The sequence below is a fragment of the Geobacillus sp. YHL genome, from assembly GCF_022341265.1.
GTDB classification, from domain to species: domain Bacteria; phylum Bacillota; class Bacilli; order Bacillales; family Anoxybacillaceae; genus Geobacillus; species Geobacillus thermoleovorans.
The window spans coordinates 357,689-374,532 of the sequence record NZ_JAEIGB010000002.1 but is presented as its reverse complement, the minus strand read 5'-3'; the positions used below and the strand labels follow the sequence as shown (position 1 = coordinate 374,532).

Genomic DNA, 16,844 nt, shown 5'->3' with positions numbered 1-16,844 from the left:
CTCTCGATTGGAAATCCGGGATGGCCGCTGCTTTGTTTGAGTATGCCCAAATTTATGGAAGGCGTATGTATAATTTTGGATAATCAACACTCGTGTTCCAAAATATGAGTTCTGGGTTTCTTCCTGACGTATTTCATGGAGGAGAGATCCATCTGTTCACCATTGTGATCGGCTTCGCCGCTTCTCTCTTATTTGTTGTACTGGAATGGAGAAAACGAAACAGCCAGAAAAAGTATGGGTTTGCGGTCACCCCTGCGGCGATGTTTGCCTTGAAGCTGGCTGTGATTGCCGCTGTAATCATGATTTTCACTTATATTTTAGCGACGTACGAAGGAATTCCGACGATTCTAGTGATTTTGGCTGCGTTGATCATGGCTTATTCCTTTGTGGCGAATCGGACGATCGTCGGCCGCCATATTTATGCGATTGGTGGTAATGAGAAGGCTGCGCAATTGTCCGGGATTAAAACGAAACGTGTCACGTTTTGGGTGTTTGTCAACATGGGTGTGCTGGCTGCTTTGTCCGGATTGATTTTTGCCGCTCGCCTCAATGCGGCGACGCCAAAAGCTGGGAACTTGTTTGAACTCGATGCCATTGCGGCGTGCTTTATTGGAGGCGCATCCGCTTATGGAGGAATCGGCACGATTAGCGGAGCGATTATTGGCGGTCTAGTCATGGGTGTCATGAACAACGGGATGTCCTTGTTGGGGCTCGGGATTGATTGGCAACAGGCCATTAAAGGGCTTGTATTGCTTATTGCTGTGGCTTTTGATATTTACAACAAAAATAAAGCTGCTTAATGCGAAAGCGAAGGGCCAAGCGCATTGCTTGGCTTTTTTGTCAAATGGTCAAAAAATGGACACAGGGCTTTTATGCTCGAAAAGAGTTCGATCGGTTCATATGATCCGTATGCCGAGTCGCATTTCAAGTGGTTTTGGAGGTTGAAGCGTTTTCTCCCACTGTTCTCTTTCGCTTGAAAAAGGGCGTGTGCAGGCGCCTCATATATTTTCCGCCGTCTGCTCTTAGCGCAATGATACGGACAAATAAAAACTGCTATAATAAAATTAATTTGTATCTCATTATTTTATCGTTGAGGTGGACTATGAAGGAGAAAACGCTGCCGAAATATCTGCAATTAAAACAAGAAATTTTATCTTGGATCATTTCCGGACAAATGAAGCCGGATGAGAAAATTCCGACCGAGCATGAGATCGCCAACCAGTTTCAACTAAGCCGACATACCGTTCGGCAAGCGCTGGGAGAACTCGAGAAGGAAGGATGGCTGTACAAAATCCAAGGGAGCGGCACATTTGTGTCCCGACCGAAGCCGAAAGAACAGGTGGATACGAAAACGATCGGAATCGTAACGACCTATATTTCCGATTATATTTTTCCCCATATCGTCCGAGGAGCGGAGGAGACGCTGCGGGAAAAAGGATACCGTCTTTTGCTTGCCAGCACGAATAACGATAAACAGAGAGAGAAAGAGCAGCTTGAGGAGATGATCCGGGAGCCGTTGAGCGGACTGATCATCGAGCCGACTAAAAGCGCGCAAGGGAATCCGAACCTTGGCTATTACTTGTCGCTCAACAACCTTCACATCCCGTATGTCATGATTAACGCCCGTTATTTGGAAGTGAGCTGTCCATGCGTGAAAATGGACGATGAGCAGGGAGGATTTTTATTGACTGATCATCTCATTCGTTTAGGGCATCGCCGAATTGCCGGTTTCTTTAAAACTGACGATTTGCAAGGGGTGGATCGTTTGCGCGGCTTTATTCGCGCCCATCAGCAACACGAGGTGCCTGTGGCCACGGAGTATCTTCTTTCCTACGCAACAGAGGAGAAATGGACAAAGCCGCTTGAGGTGGCGCGGGAGTTTTTGCAGCGGCCGAAAGAGGAGCGCCCGACAGCCTTTGTGTGCTACAACGATGAGCTGGCGATTTTGCTTCTTGAAGTCATTCGCCAACAAGGGCTGTCAGTTCCCGATGATCTTTCGATTGTAGGGTTTGATGACTCGACGTTTGCGACAGCGACGGAGGTGAAATTGACGACGATTCGCCATCCGAAAACAGAAATGGGCGTTCAAGCGGCTGAGATGCTCATTCAAATGATCGAACAACGATCAGTCGATAAAATGGGCGATATCATTTATCGACCAGAGCTAATTGTCCGTAACTCAACAAAGGAAATTTAAAAAATGTACGAGGCATCAAAAAAGTTATAGAAAAATTGTACGTACAATAATATAATGGAGGTGAGGAGTTTTTTTATAGAGGGAGTGGAGGCTGATGCTTGAGGAATTGAAACGAGCCGTATTAGAGGCCAACCTGCAGCTCCCGCAATACCGCCTCGTGACGTTTACGTGGGGAAATGTGAGCGGGATTGATCGGGAGCGCGGGTTGGTTGTCATTAAGCCAAGCGGGGTGGCGTATGACAAGTTGACCATTGATGATATGGTGGTCGTGGATTTAACTGGAAATGTGGTGGAAGGGGACTTAAAACCGTCGTCGGACACCCCTACCCATCTTTGGTTGTATAAGCAATTTCCGGGGATCGGAGGAATTGTTCATACCCATTCGACTTGGGCGACTGTTTGGGCGCAGGCCGGAAAAGGAATTCCGGCATTAGGAACGACACACGCAGACTATTTCTATGGGGAAATTCCGTGCACCCGTCCAATGACCAATGAAGAAATTCAAGGAGCCTATGAACTAGAGACTGGAAAGGTCATTACGGAAACGTTCCGCTTTCTCGACCCGTTGCAAATGCCAGGTGTTTTGGTGCACGGCCATGGCCCGTTTGCTTGGGGCAAAGATCCAGCGAACGCCGTTCATAATGCCGTTGTCTTGGAAGAAGTGGCGAAAATGGCGGCAAGAACGTACATGCTCAATCCAAATGCAAAGCCGATCAGCCAAACGTTGCTTGATCGCCACTATTTGCGCAAGCATGGCGCAAACGCTTACTATGGGCAGTAAAGGGAGGGAGACCGAGATGGGGAAAAAGTATGTCATTGGCATTGACTATGGCACCGAATCGGGACGAGCCGTTCTCGTTGATCTAGAAGGAAACGAAATTGCGGACCATGTCACTCCGTACCCCCACGGAGTTATTGATGAAGTATTGCCAGAATCGAACGTACAACTCGAGCCAGACTGGGCGCTGCAACACCCGGCTGATTATATTGAAGTATTGGCGACCGCTGTCCCGACGGTATTGCAAAAGTCAGGGGTCAACCCAGCCGATGTGATCGGGGTCGGCATTGATTTTACTTCATGCACGATGCTGCCGGTCGATGCTTCTGGCGAGCCGCTTTGTCTAAAGCCAGAATTCAGGAACCGTCCGCACAGTTGGGTGAAATTGTGGAAGCACCATGCCGCTCAAGATGAGGCGAACTTGCTCAATGAAATTGCGGCCAAACGAGGCGAAGCATTTTTGCCGAGATACGGCGGAAAAATTTCATCCGAATGGATGATTGCGAAAATTTGGCAGATTCTAAACGAAGATCCGGAGATTTACGAACAAACTGATCTTTTCCTCGAGGCGACTGATTGGGTCATTTTCAAAATGACCGGCAATATCGTCCGGAATAGCTGTGCGGCGGGCTATAAGTCCATTTGGCATAAACAGGACGGCTATCCAAGCAAGGAGTTTTTTCGGTCGCTTGATCCGCGGCTGGAACACTTAACAGAAACGAAACTGCGCGGCCCGATCGTTCCGCTTGGTACGAGAGCAGGCGTGCTGACGAACGAAATGGCCGCTATGATGGGCCTCCTTCCGGGAACAGCTGTCGCCGTCGGAAATGTCGATGCCCATGCGGCCGTACCAGGCGTCGGAGTCGTCGAGCCAGGCAAACTGGTGATGGCGATGGGAACCTCGATTTGCCATATGCTGCTGGGCACAGAAGAAAAATACGTCGAAGGCATGTGCGGCGTTGTGGAAGACGGCATCATTCCCGGATATTTCGGTTACGAAGCCGGCCAGTCGGCGGTGGGGGACATTTTTGCTTGGTATGTCGAACAAGGCGTTCCGGCTTATGTGAAAGAAGCGGCAGAAAAAGAAGGAGTCAGCGTTCATGAGTGGCTGGAAAAACGAGCTGCTGCCTACCGACCGGGAGAAACTGGTTTGCTTGCGTTGGACTGGTGGAACGGCAACCGCTCCGTGTTGGTCGATACCGATTTAACAGGGCTCATCATTGGCTATACGTTGCTAACGAAACCAGAAGAGATTTACCGTGCGCTGCTTGAAGCAACGGCCTTTGGCACGCGCAAAATTATTGATGCGTTTGTTGAAAACGGTGTCAACGTTGACGAGTTGTACGCATGCGGCGGATTGCCGCAAAAAAATAAGCTGCTCATGCAAATTTATGCCGATGTGACCAACCGCGAGATCAAAATCGCGGCGTCGAAGCAAACCCCGGCAGTGGGGGCTGCCATGTTCGCGGCGGTCGCGGCCGGCAAAGAGAACGGCGGTTATGAATCAATCGTTGAGGCGGCGCGAAACATGGGAAAAGTGCGTGAAGAGACGTTCAAACCGATTCCGGAGAATGTCGCGATGTACGAGCAGTTGTACCAAGAATATACGAAGTTGCATGACTACTTCGGCCGTGGGGAAAACGATGTCATGAAACGGCTTAAACATTGGAAAGAAACCGCACGAGCGGCGAAAGAATCTATGACTTTATCGTGAACGGGGAGGAGCAATGATGCTGTCATTACGTCCTTATGAATTTTGGTTTGTAACGGGAAGCCAGCACTTGTACGGAGAAGAAGCATTAAAGCAAGTTGAAGAGCATTCAATGATGATTGTCAATGAGCTGAATCAAGATTCAGTGTTCCCGTTCCCACTTGTTTTCAAATCAGTTGTCACAACGCCAGAGGAAATTCGGCGCGTTTGCCTTGAGGCGAATGCGAGCGAACAATGCGCTGGGGTCATCACTTGGATGCATACATTCTCGCCAGCGAAGATGTGGATTGGCGGCCTTTTGGAGCTGCGAAAACCGTTATTGCATCTTCACACTCAATTTAACCGTGATATTCCGTGGGACAGCATCGATATGGACTTTATGAACTTAAACCAATCGGCTCACGGTGACCGGGAATACGGATTTATCGGCGCGAGAATGGGCGTGGCCCGGAAAGTGGTGGTCGGGCACTGGGAAGACCCAGAAGTCCGCGAGCGGCTGGCGAAATGGATGCGGACGGCTGTCGCGTTTGCGGAAAGCCGCAACCTAAAAGTGGCTCGTTTTGGCGACAACATGCGTGAAGTGGCTGTGACGGAAGGGGACAAAGTCGGAGCGCAAATTCAATTCGGCTGGTCGGTCAACGGCTATGGCATCGGGGATTTGGTGCAATACATCCGCGATGTTTCTGAACAAAAAGTGAACGAGTTGCTCGATGAATACGAGGAGCTGTACGACATTGTACCCGCCGGCCGCCAAGAAGGGCCCGTTCGCGAATCAATTCGTGAACAGGCGCGGATTGAACTCGGGCTGAAAGCCTTTTTGCAGGATGGGAACTTTACCGCTTTCACGACGACGTTCGAGGACTTGCATGGGATGAAGCAGCTCCCGGGACTTGCCGTTCAGCGACTCATGGCGGAAGGCTACGGCTTTGGCGGCGAAGGCGACTGGAAAACAGCCGCCCTCGTCCGGTTGATGAAAGTCATGGCCGACGGCAAAGGGACGTCGTTCATGGAAGATTACACGTATCACTTCGAGCCGGGCAACGAACTGATTCTCGGCGCTCATATGCTCGAAGTATGTCCGACGATCGCGGCAACGCGGCCGCGCATCGAAGTTCATCCGCTTTCGATTGGCGGAAAAGAAGATCCAGCCCGCCTGGTGTTTGATGGCGGCGAGGGCGCAGCGGTCAATGCATCGTTGATTGATTTAGGACACCGCTTCCGTCTCATTGTCAATGAAGTCGATGCGGTGAAACCGGAACACGACATGCCGAAATTGCCGGTCGCCCGTATTTTATGGAAACCACGCCCATCGTTGCGCGATTCGGCTGAAGCATGGATTTTAGCCGGCGGCGCGCATCATACGTGCTTCTCATTTGCGGTTACAACAGAACAATTGCAAGACTTTGCAGAAATGACCGGCATTGAATGCGTCGTGATCAATGAACAGACGTCTGTCTCATCGTTCAAAAATGAATTGAGATGGAATGAAGTGTTTTGGCGGGGGAGATAAGAATTTAGAAAATCGAATGATTTGGCATCCTAGGGCACGGGCTGAGAGCTCGTGTCCCTTCTTGAACCTACACATAACTATATGTTCGTACAATTGTTAAAAATAAATGAATTAAAATTCAAAAAAATATTGACATGTACGAACAAAAAGCGATAATATAAAAACTAGAATACGCTTTCAAGAATAGTTTAATTTCCAAAGCAATCATTATGGGGGTGGTTTTGTACGTACATATAAATTGTTAGTTAGAATTTTTTGTTGTTACTACTGATCTCTGTAATAACTCATGGAAAGGGAGGTTTATTCGTGAGAAAAAAACAGTCAATCATAATGATAATATTACTCACAACATTTTTAATAGTATTAGGAGGATGCAGTTCTAATAATAAAACTGCCCAGGGGGAAGGTGAATCAAAAACTGTAACTCTAAAGTTCATGGGATGGGAGGCTAGCCCATTAGAGACTGAAGCTGTTAAGAAAGGACTCCAAAAGTTTATGGAGGAAAACCCTAACATAAGAGTTCAGTACACACCAATTCCTCAATCTCAATATAGCTCAAAATTATTAACCATGTTGGCAGGCAACGCTGCTCCTGATGTATTTTTTCTAGGCTCTGAGGATTACCGGACCTTTCAGAAAAAAGGAGTTCTTCTAGACCTAACCCCTTACTTTAAAGAAGAGTATTCTATTGATGACTTTATACCTTCAGCGGCAAGTATTATGCAGATTGACGGGAAGATTTTTGGTGTAAGTAGCTGTACAGTATCACCCGTCCTTTTTTACAATAAGAAGTTATTCGACGAAGCAGGAATTCCTTATCCTTCTAGCGATCCCCAAAAGGCTTGGACATGGAAGCAATTTGTAGAGGTTGCTAAAAAACTTACTAAAAAGAACGGAGATAAGGTTGAACAGTTTGGAGTGTTTGGACTCGAAAATAACTACATGACGGTGGCTGAATATTTCTCCAATGGTGGGAGTCCATACAATAACAGTTTTACGAAATCAACCTTTAATACCCCGGAGGTAAAACAAGTTTTACAATCTGTTTTAGATTTAAGAGTTAAGTATGGAGTAGCTCCAGAAACGAGTGTATTAGAAAAAATAGGAATGAGACCAACACAAATGTTACAAACAGGTAAAATTGGTATGCTTATTGATGGTTCTTGGTCATTACAGGAACTGGCGTCCATGAAGTTTCCTGTCGGGGTGGCTCCATTACCAAAATTTAAGGAGGCAGTTACTCACGGTCAAGCTCACGTACATGCTGTTTCAGCTAAAACTAAGTATCCTAAAGAAGCCTGGAAGTTGGTTAGTTTTCTTTCCTCTGAAGAGTATCAAATCCAGCTAGTCAAGGAAGGTCTATGGATGCCTAATCGCAAAGCCCTGTATACAAATGAAGGGATCAAAAAATGGTATAATAAGGAAGTGCATCCAGAAGGCTTTGAAAAGATGGTGACATATTTTGAGAATGCTAAGCCTTATCCTAATGCCTTCCTCTCTAATAACAAGATTACCTCCATTATTACTGAGGAATTAGACAAATTCTATTACAACGGTGAGTCGCTAGACAAGGTGGTTGAGAGGATCGATAATCGTTCAAACGAAGAGCTTAGAAAACAAAGAGATTGAATACGAGCGATAGGGCCCTAGTTTTCTCCTAGGGCCTTTCTAAGAAGAGGGGGGTCAAAATGGATACGCAAAATGATATTCAATTATCTATAAAATTAAGGGCATGGAGTAAAAAAAGTATAATTCTGGGGTTATTTCGCAAAGATATTACATGGGCAATTGTTTTATTGTTTCCTAATTTACTTGGTTTTCTATTATTTACATTTTGGCCTATCATAGCTTCCTTTCTACTCAGCTTTACTGAATGGGATTTACTACAGCCGATCAAGTTTGTGGGCTTACAGAACTATATTAACCTATTTCACGATGAAACTTTTAAAAAAGTTTTTTGGAATACACTTTATTTCACCATTGTATCTGTGCCAGTAGGCATTGTTCTATCTTTATTATTAGCAGTAGCTCTCAATCAAGGACTTAGAGGGATAAAATTTTATAGAACTGCTTATTTTCTCCCTGTTATTTCGTCTATGGTGGCCGTAGCCGTAATATGGCAGTGGATCTATAATCCAGAATATGGTGTTTTAAATTATTTTTTGGGTCTATTCGGTATAGAAGGACCAAGTTGGTTAACAAGTACAAAGTGGGCAATGCCTGCAGTTATCATGACTAGTGTATGGAAAAATTTGGGGTTCAATATGTTAGTTTTTTTGGCTGGATTACAGTCTATTCCGGAGAGTTATTATGAAGCTGCGGATATCGATGGAGCAACTTGGTTTAAGAAGTTTTGGAATATAACAGTCCCCCTCCTTTCTCCAACTACTTTCTTTGTATCAGTGATGTCTGTTATAGGGTCTTTTCAGGTGTTCGATTCAGTATTCCTTATGACCCAGGGAGGGCCTGCAAGGTCAACATCCGTTATGGTTCACTATATTTATGAAAATGCATTTCAATTCTTCAAAATGGGTTATGCTAGTGCAATGTCGTATGTTTTATTCTTTATGATCTCAATTGTTACGCTAGTGCAGTTTTGGCATCAGAAGAAGAAATCTGAAATTTATTAAAAAGGTGCGAGAGTTATGAGAAAAAGTATAACTCAAAGGGTATTGGCACATGTGTGTCTTAGTTTAGGGGCAATTTTTATGATCTTCCCGTTTTTGTGGATGTTGAGTACTTCATTTAAGGATATGAGTGAGGTATTTATATTTCCCCCTAAACCATTTGGGAAAGAAATACATTGGGAAAACTATCTTAGAATTTTTGATCGCTTTCCTTTTGATCTATTTTTTCTAAACAGTCTTAAGATAACAGTTATTGTAGTTATCGGTCAACTGATTACGAGTTCAATGGCTGGGTATGTATTTGCACGTCTTAAGTTTCGTTATCGCGATATAATATTTGGGTTATATCTTGCAACTATGATGGTTCCAAGTCAAGTTACTATGATTCCCACGTTCATCTTGATGCGCTACTATGGATTGGTCGATACTCATGCCTCATTGATTTTACCGGGGCTTGTTTCGGCTTTTGGAACTTTTCTAATGCGCCAATTTTTCCTTACTATTCCATCAGCCTTGGAAGATGCTGCTAAGATAGACGGTTGCACACCATTTGGGATATATTGGAGGATATTCTTGCCGCTATCTAAACCTGCTCTTGCTACTTTAGGAGTCTTTGTCTTTATGGGAACATGGAATGATTTTCTTGGGCCTCTTGTTTTTATTAATTCTTTGGAGAAAATGACATTACCGTTAGGCTTGGCATCTATGCAAGGGATGTATTCTACTGACTGGCCTGTATTAATGGCTGGGACTGTGCTTAGTTTATTACCCGTTATAGTGATTTTTCTATTGGCCCAAGACTTCTTTATTCGCGGTATAACGTTATCAGGATTGAAAGACTAATTTGATTTTAATAATAAAAAATGGAGGATGAGGGGCATGAAACAAAAGGTGAATAATAACATTAACATTAAAATTACTGAAGGGTTTTGGAGTAGATATGTAGATGTTGTTAGAAAAGAAGTTGTACCGTATCAGTGGGAGGCATTGAATGATCTTATCCCTAGTGCTGAACCAAGCCATGCGATTGAGAACTTTCGCATTGCCGCAGGGGAATCGGATGGAGAGTTTTACGGGATGGTTTTTCAAGACAGCGATGTAGGGAAATGGCTCGAAGCGGTCGCGTATTTACTCGAGGAAAAGCGTGACCCGGAATTGGAAGCACTCGCCGATGACGTGATTGAGCTGCTCAGCCGCGCCCAGCAGCCGGACGGTTATCTCAACACGTATTATACGGTTAAGGAGCCTGGAAAGCGATGGACAAACTTGCGGGACAATCATGAACTGTATTGTGCCGGTCATTTGATTGAAGCAGCGGTCGCTTATTTCCGGGCCACAGGCAAACGGCGCTTTTTGGATATCATGTGCAAGTATGCCGATTATATCGGCACGGTATTCGGCCGGGGAGAGGGTCAAATTCCGGGATATGACGGACATCAGGAGATTGAGTTGGCGCTGTTGAAACTGTATGAAGTGACGGGAAATGAGAGCTATCTTAAACTGAGTCAATATTTTATTGACCAGCGCGGACAGCAGCCTCACTACTTTGATTGGGAGAAAAAAGCAAGAGGAGAAACCAAACCGTTTTGGTTTCATGATGATTACCGCTACCACCAAGCTCACATTCCAGTCAGGGAACAAAAACAAGCCGTTGGGCATGCGGTGCGGGCGCTCTATATGTATACCGCCATGGCGGGACTGGCGGCGAAAACGGGAGACGAATCGTTGAAGCAAGCATGCCAAACGTTGTGGGAAAACGTAACGAAACGGCAAATGTATATCACGGGCGGCGTCGGCTCGAGCGCGTTTGGTGAATCGTTCACATTTGATTTTGACTTGCCGAATGACACGGCCTATGCGGAGACGTGCGCATCGATCGCCTTAGTATTTTGGGCGCGCCGCATGCTCGAGTTGGAGACGGATGGGAAATACGCGGATGTAATGGAACGGGCATTATACAATGGAACCATTAGCGGCATGGATTTGGACGGCAAGAAGTTTTTTTACGTCAATCCACTCGAAGTGTGGCCGAAGGCATGCGAACGCCATGACAAGCGCCATGTGAAACCGGTGCGGCAAAAATGGTTCAGTTGTGCGTGCTGCCCGCCGAACTTGGCCCGTCTCATCGCGTCGATTGGCCATTATATTTATTCGCAAACATCAGACGCCTTGTTCGTCCACCTTTATGTCGGCAGCGACATTCGGACGGAACTCGGTGGACGGTCGGTCGAAATCGTGCAAGAGACGAACTATCCTTGGGATGGAACGGTTCGATTGACGGTTTTGCCGGAATCCGCTGGGGAATTTACGATTGGCTTGCGCATTCCAGGATGGTGTCGGGGAGCAACATTAACGATCAATGGAGAAAAAGTAGACATGGTTCCACTGATCCAAAAAGGGTATGCTTATATCAAACGGATATGGAAAAAAGGGGATCAAGTGGAGCTTGTTTTCCCGATGCCAGTTGAACGGATCAAGGCTCATCCTCAAGTGCGCGCCAATGCCGGGAAAGTCGCGTTGCAGCGCGGGCCGATTGTGTATTGCCTGGAAGAAGTTGATAATGGGCCAAATTTAGCGAATCTGTTCCTCCCGCGCGATGCCCATCTGGAAGCGCACTTTGAGCCGGACTTGCTAGAAGGGGTTGTAGTGATCACCGGAACCGCCGAGCGAATGGATGAATCAGCATGGAATGATGAGTTGTATCGGCCGATTGACCCCCAAACCTATCAAGTTCCGTTCCGTGCGATTCCTTATTATGCCTGGTGCAACCGAGGAGAAGGGGAGATGACGGTGTGGGTGAATGAGAAGTAAATTCCGTTGATGAAAGAGGGCTGGCTCAAAACGTGAGTGTGTTTTGACTCAGCCCTTGATCCGCTACAAATGATAGGCGTCCTAGTACATGGACGTGGGCTGTTTTTTGAGAGAAATCCAACTTTTGGGGGAGTTGACCAAAATGGCGGCAATAACATTCATGCCCAGTCCGGATGCAAAGATGATCGGTCGGTCGTTGCTTGATAGTCGCTATTTACGTAAGCGTGGGGCCAATGTTTATTGTTAGGTAATAAAGGGGACAGAGAATGTAGATGGGGAAAAGCCACGAGTGTTGATTATCTAAAACTTAGACATGGTCCTTCCATACATTTGAGCATACTCAAATAAAGCAATGGTGCCCTTGGATATTTCCAATCGAGCGGAATTTGCTTGAAGGAAAATGGAAAATGGAAGAAGTGGAGGAAAGATGGTGCTTCGTTCGTTTGCTTGTTTGACCATAAAGCCGTCTCAACAACAGATATGTGATGAAAATGTCAAACAATTGATTATATACTACGTTTTCGGTTGTACCAAATAATGTTGGGACATTGAGATATTGCTTCATACAACGAAAAAAACACCTCAACGATCCAACTCCCTTGATCCGTATCGGTAATGATTTCGGCAGATAAGTTCAAAATGTTCATCACAACACGAATGTCATGACCACTTGCATCTTGAAAGATCACGTACCCGATGACGCTTGACAGAACGGCATTGTTTCGTTCCTAGCTAACAAGTGAAATCATCTTGAATCGGTAATGATATGCATGGAAGGTGTTTCAGGCTTTTCTTTAACGGATCTCTACATTGTCCTTCACACGAATGAAAAACAGTTGGCGCCGCCCGATAAATTCGCCGATGCATTCTGAAATACGTCCGGCCTTCTACTAGTACCTGTTGGGGGTTCGTCAGTTGTTCCCCCATAGGAACATCGTGGCATAACTCAATCGTTTCCACAACGTCCGTCGGAGATGATGATTCTGGTGAATAAGCCACGTACAGCTTTGTTCCGGTGCGTTCATCGTGATACAGGGTTTATGGAAGGAGTCTTTCCCCAGCCATCATTTCGGGCGAATCCGCCACACACAGCGGCTAGGGAAACAAAGTGAACGGCGGGTTTGGCAGATATACTTGGAAACAATCAGAGCGAATAAAAGTTCGTGATGCCTTAGGGGACTTCTTTGGTTTTTTGGGTACGGCCCATACTTGATGAAAATGAAACAGTTTTGTTTTAGCCAATCTACGGTGAGGATCAAGGCAGCTAAAAACATGAAAAAACGGTGCCGGGGCTGCGAAGGGAGTACGGTTGTTACACAGAAAATGATGGCTAAACTTGTTGAACAAATTGATCCTTCAGCTTTTCGTTCCTGATGATGTTTATGAGAAAAGGGTCAGTATATGCATAAATTGTCCTTCTCTTCAGTACGGCACGACATGTGCTCATAGCGGGTATCTTGTCCACTATCAGGCAAAGTGGAAACAAGGAGTGTTGCCCGTTTCCGGCAAAGCCGAAATGGGGAAGAGAAAAATAGATTGGGAGTATAATAAAAAACAGAAAGGAAGAATCGCAGATGACCGCAAAAAAAGCAACCATGATCATCGAAAAAGACTTCAAAATTGCTGAAATCGACAAACGCATTTATGGCTCATTTATCGAGCACCTCGGCCGTGCGGTATACGGAGGGATTTATGAGCCGGGACATCCGCAGGCGGATGAAAATGGATTCCGCCAAGATGTGATTGAACTGGTGAAAGAACTGCAAGTGCCGATCATCCGCTATCCGGGCGGGAATTTTGTGTCCGGTTACAACTGGGAGGATGGCGTTGGGCCGAAAGAAAAGCGGCCACGGCGGTTGGATTTGGCATGGCGGTCGGTGGAAACGAATGAAATCGGGTTGAATGAATTTATGGACTGGGCCAAGATGGTCGGGGCCGAAGTAAATATGGCTGTCAACTTAGGGACACGAGGCATTGATGCAGCTCGCAACTTAGTCGAATACTGCAACCACCCATCGGGCTCGTATTACAGCGATTTGCGTATTTCCCACGGCTATAAAGAGCCCCATAAAATTAAAACGTGGTGCCTAGGCAATGAGATGGACGGTCCGTGGCAAATTGGCCACAAGACCGCGGTGGAGTATGGGCGGATTGCCTGCGAAGCCGCAAAAGTGATGAAGTGGGTCGACCCGACCATTGAACTTGTTGCGTGCGGAAGTTCAGGCAGAAATATGCCGACGTTTGCGGAATGGGAAGCGACGGTTCTTGATCACACGTATGAGCATGTCGATTATATTTCCCTCCATCAATACTTTGGAAATCGAGATAATGACACGGCGAATTATTTGGCGCTGTCGCTGGAAATGGATGATTTTATCCGTTCGGTTGTGGCCATTGCCGATTACGTGAAGGCGAAAAAACGAAGCAAGAAGACGATTCATCTGTCGTTTGACGAATGGAACGTATGGTACCACTCGAATGAGGCGGATAAGCAAATTGAACCGTGGACCGTCGCGCCGCCTTTGTTGGAGGATATTTATAACTTTGAAGATGCGCTACTTGTCGGCTGCATGCTCATTACGCTCATGAAACATGCCGATCGGGTGAAAATTGCCTGCTTGGCTCAGTTAGTGAATGTCATTGCACCGATCATGACGGAACCGAACGGGCCGGCATGGAAGCAAACCATTTACTATCCGTTTATGCATGCCTCGGTTTACGGCAGAGGGGTGGCGTTGCACCCAGTTATTTCAAGCCCGAAATACGACAGCAAAGACTTCACCGATGTGCCATACTTAGAATCGATTGCGGTTTACAATGAAGAAAAAGAAGAAGTGACGATTTTTGCCGTCAACCGTGATATGGACGATGCGTTGCTGCTCGAATGCGATGTTCGCAGTTTTGAAGACTATCGCGTCATTGAGCATATCGTTTTGGAGCATGAAAACGTGAAACAAACGAATTCGGCGCAGTCGTCCCCGGTTGTTCCGCATCGCAACGGCGACGCTCAGATGTCCGATGGAAAAGTATCGGCGACGTTGCCGAAGTTGTCGTGGAACGTCATCCGTTTAGGAAAATGATAAGGAAATGAAGGCTGGTCTGATGGCCAGCCTCTCCCTTTGAAAACGGGAAGGAGAGACGAAACATGGGGCGTAAAGTTCGCTTTGGTATTATGAGTACAGCGGCCATTGCCAAATACGTGATGATTCCCGCCATTCGTCGGGCGGATTACGCTGAAGTCGTGGCCATTGCGAGTGAGAGCGGGAAAGCTAAACAAGCGGCGAAGGAGCTCGGTATTCCGAAAGCGTATGACAGCTATGACCAGCTGCTTGATGACCCGGACGTCGACGCAGTGTACATCCCGCTTCCAAACAGCCTGCACGCTGAATGGACGATCAAAGCGGCGAAGAAGAAAAAGCACGTGCTTTGTGAAAAACCTGCCGCTTTATGCGCAGAAGATGTCCGGCGCATGATCGAGGTGTGCGAGGAAAATGGCGTTTTATTTATGGAAGCGTTCATGTACCAATTCCACCCGCAGCACGAGCGGGTGAAGCAACTTCTAGCTGCTGGCGAGATCGGCGATGTCAAGTACATGCGCACCCATTTCTCGTTTTACCTGGAAGACCGGGAGACGAATATTCGCATGAACGATGAGCTTGGCGGGGGAAGTCTGTTCGATGTCGGCTGTTATTGTGTGCACTCGACAAGACACATCCTTGGCGCCGAACCTATTGAACTATTTGTTCAGTCCCATTTTGATTCACACCATTCGGTCGATTTGACGACGAACGGTTGGATGAGGATGGAAAACGGTGTTCTTGCGCAGTTCACGTGCAGCTTCGATATGTTCTTCAAAAATGAGTACGAAATCATCGGCACGAAAGGAAACATTGTTGTTTCTCGGGCGTATCGACCGGATGTGGATGATGGAGAGGGACGGATTACGGTCGCAACGGCTGATGGGAACGTACGCGAGGAAACGGTGTCAGGCGATCAATACGCGCTGCAAATCGAGCACTTTTCACGCGCCGTTCTCGAAGGAACGCCGCTGTTTTATTCCCCGGAGCGCATGATCCAACAAGCACGGGCGCTTGATGCTTGCCGCACATCGATGAAAACGGGAGCGATTGTACGGTTATGAAGGAAGGAGAATCGAGATGAACATTACATACGAAAAGTGGTCCGAATGGAATGGAAACGACGTGTTCTTATTCACCTTGACAAACGACCGCGGCATGGGACTGTCGGCGACAAACTACGGCTGCATCGTGACGGACCTCCGCGTTCCCGACCGGAACGGCAACATCGAAAACGTCGTGCTCGGGTTTGGACGATTTGAACCGTATGTTGAGAACGCCCCTTATTTCGGCGCCGTGATCGGCCGGGTGGCGGGGCGCATTCGTGGAGCGAGCTTTGAGCTTGAGGGCGTCACGTACCGGTTGGCGAAAAACGAACACAACAACCACTTGCACGGCGGACCGAACGGATTCCATCGTGTGCTTTGGCAGGCCGAGCCCGTCCAACGCGACGATGCGGTTGGCGTTGTCTTTTCGTACACGAGTCCGGACGGGGAGGAAGGGTACCCGGGAACGGTTCATGTTCAAGTGGAATATTGGCTGAACAATGACAACGAATGGATCGTCACACACCGGGCTCGTTCGGACAAAACGACGCTCGTCAATTTAACGAACCATACGTATTTCAACCTAAGCGGCAACGGCAAGCGCGATATATTGGATCACACGCTGACGATCCAAAGCTCGCGTGTGCTGGAATTGAATGAGGAGCTGATTCCGACGGGCCGCGTCTTGGATGTCGCTGGCACGCCGTTTGACTTGCGGCAAGGAAAGGCGATCCGGGAGGCGGTCGAATCGGGGCATCCGCAAATTGAACTCGTCGGCGGGGGCTATGACCATCCGTTTTGGCTCGATCGGCATCATGACAAAGAGATTGTGCTTTCCGACCCGGAGAGCGGGCGGGTGCTGACGGTGGAGACGGACGAAGTCGGCGTGGTGGTGTATACATCGAACCAGTTGCCGGAAGGGTTAGATCTAGGCGGCGTGCCGTCGCGGAAACATCTCGGCATTTGCTTAGAAACGCAAGGGTTGCCGGGTGCGGTTCACCATCCGCAGTTTCCCTCGATCGTATTGCCGGCTGGCAAAGAGCGAGCATCAACGACGGTCTATCGGTTTGGCGGGCGGACATCATAG

11 protein-coding genes and 2 pseudogenes are annotated in these 16,844 nt (G+C 47.2%); 12 read left to right on the top strand and 1 reads right to left on the bottom strand.

All coding sequences use genetic code 11. From position 1 onward, the window contains the following. Positions 1-95: 95 nt before the first annotated feature. The 9 genes and pseudogenes from JCR24_RS04300 to JCR24_RS04260 form a co-directional block, all read left to right on the top strand. A pseudogene (locus JCR24_RS04300) lies at positions 96-800 on the top strand (ABC transporter permease subunit); the annotation flags it as partial. A 302-nt stretch (positions 801-1,102) separates the two neighbouring features. After that, positions 1,103-2,197 carry a GntR family transcriptional regulator gene (locus tag JCR24_RS04295; RefSeq protein WP_238980144.1) on the top strand — a complete coding sequence of 365 codons (1,095 nt, stop codon included), beginning with the start codon at positions 1,103-1,105 and terminating at the stop codon, positions 2,195-2,197. A 94-nt stretch (positions 2,198-2,291) separates the two neighbouring features. Continuing rightward, complete coding sequence (gene araD, locus JCR24_RS04290; RefSeq protein ID WP_044731465.1) at positions 2,292-2,978, top strand: L-ribulose-5-phosphate 4-epimerase; 687 nt, start codon at positions 2,292-2,294, stop codon at positions 2,976-2,978. Positions 2,979-2,994: 16 nt separating this feature from the next. Next, the gene (locus tag JCR24_RS04285; RefSeq protein ID WP_013145166.1) at positions 2,995-4,689 is read left to right on the top strand and encodes a ribulokinase; all 1,695 of its coding nucleotides are present in this window, start codon (positions 2,995-2,997) and stop codon (positions 4,687-4,689) included. A gap of 16 nt (positions 4,690-4,705) precedes the next feature. Continuing rightward, the gene (gene araA, locus JCR24_RS04280) at positions 4,706-6,196 is read left to right on the top strand and encodes an L-arabinose isomerase (RefSeq protein WP_238980143.1); all 1,491 of its coding nucleotides are present in this window, start codon (positions 4,706-4,708) and stop codon (positions 6,194-6,196) included. Between the two features lie 306 nt (positions 6,197-6,502). Next, positions 6,503-7,825 carry an ABC transporter substrate-binding protein gene (locus tag JCR24_RS04275; protein ID WP_015374995.1) on the top strand — a complete coding sequence of 441 codons (1,323 nt, stop codon included), beginning with the start codon at positions 6,503-6,505 and terminating at the stop codon, positions 7,823-7,825. 122 nt (positions 7,826-7,947) lie between these two features. Next, on the top strand, positions 7,948-8,826 hold the full coding sequence (locus JCR24_RS04270) for a carbohydrate ABC transporter permease (protein WP_041470711.1): 879 nt from the start codon (positions 7,948-7,950) through the stop codon (positions 8,824-8,826). A 78-nt stretch (positions 8,827-8,904) separates the two neighbouring features. Continuing rightward, positions 8,905-9,666 carry a carbohydrate ABC transporter permease gene (locus tag JCR24_RS04265; protein ID WP_236612562.1) on the top strand — a complete coding sequence of 254 codons (762 nt, stop codon included), beginning with the start codon at positions 8,905-8,907 and terminating at the stop codon, positions 9,664-9,666. A 36-nt stretch (positions 9,667-9,702) separates the two neighbouring features. Further along, positions 9,703-11,634 (top strand): glycoside hydrolase family 127 protein, encoded by a 1,932-nt coding sequence (locus tag JCR24_RS04260; RefSeq protein ID WP_015374992.1) that lies wholly within the window; start codon positions 9,703-9,705, stop codon positions 11,632-11,634. A 300-nt stretch (positions 11,635-11,934) separates the two neighbouring features. Here the strand turns inward: JCR24_RS04260 and JCR24_RS04255 are convergent. After that, positions 11,935-12,791: pseudogene (locus JCR24_RS04255) on the bottom strand (transposase); the annotation flags it as partial. 417 nt (positions 12,792-13,208) lie between these two features. Between JCR24_RS04255 and arfA the strand changes: the two are divergent. The 3 genes from arfA (at position 13,209) to JCR24_RS04240 (ending at position 16,844) form a co-directional block, all read left to right on the top strand. After that, on the top strand, positions 13,209-14,714 hold the full coding sequence (arfA, locus tag JCR24_RS04250; RefSeq protein ID WP_238980142.1) for an arabinosylfuranosidase ArfA: 1,506 nt from the start codon (positions 13,209-13,211) through the stop codon (positions 14,712-14,714). A gap of 65 nt (positions 14,715-14,779) precedes the next feature. Further along, complete coding sequence (locus tag JCR24_RS04245; RefSeq protein ID WP_238980141.1) at positions 14,780-15,775, top strand: Gfo/Idh/MocA family protein; 996 nt, start codon at positions 14,780-14,782, stop codon at positions 15,773-15,775. Positions 15,776-15,791: 16 nt separating this feature from the next. Then, positions 15,792-16,844, top strand: a complete 1,053-nt coding sequence (locus JCR24_RS04240) for an aldose epimerase family protein (protein WP_063192711.1) — start codon at positions 15,792-15,794, stop codon at positions 16,842-16,844.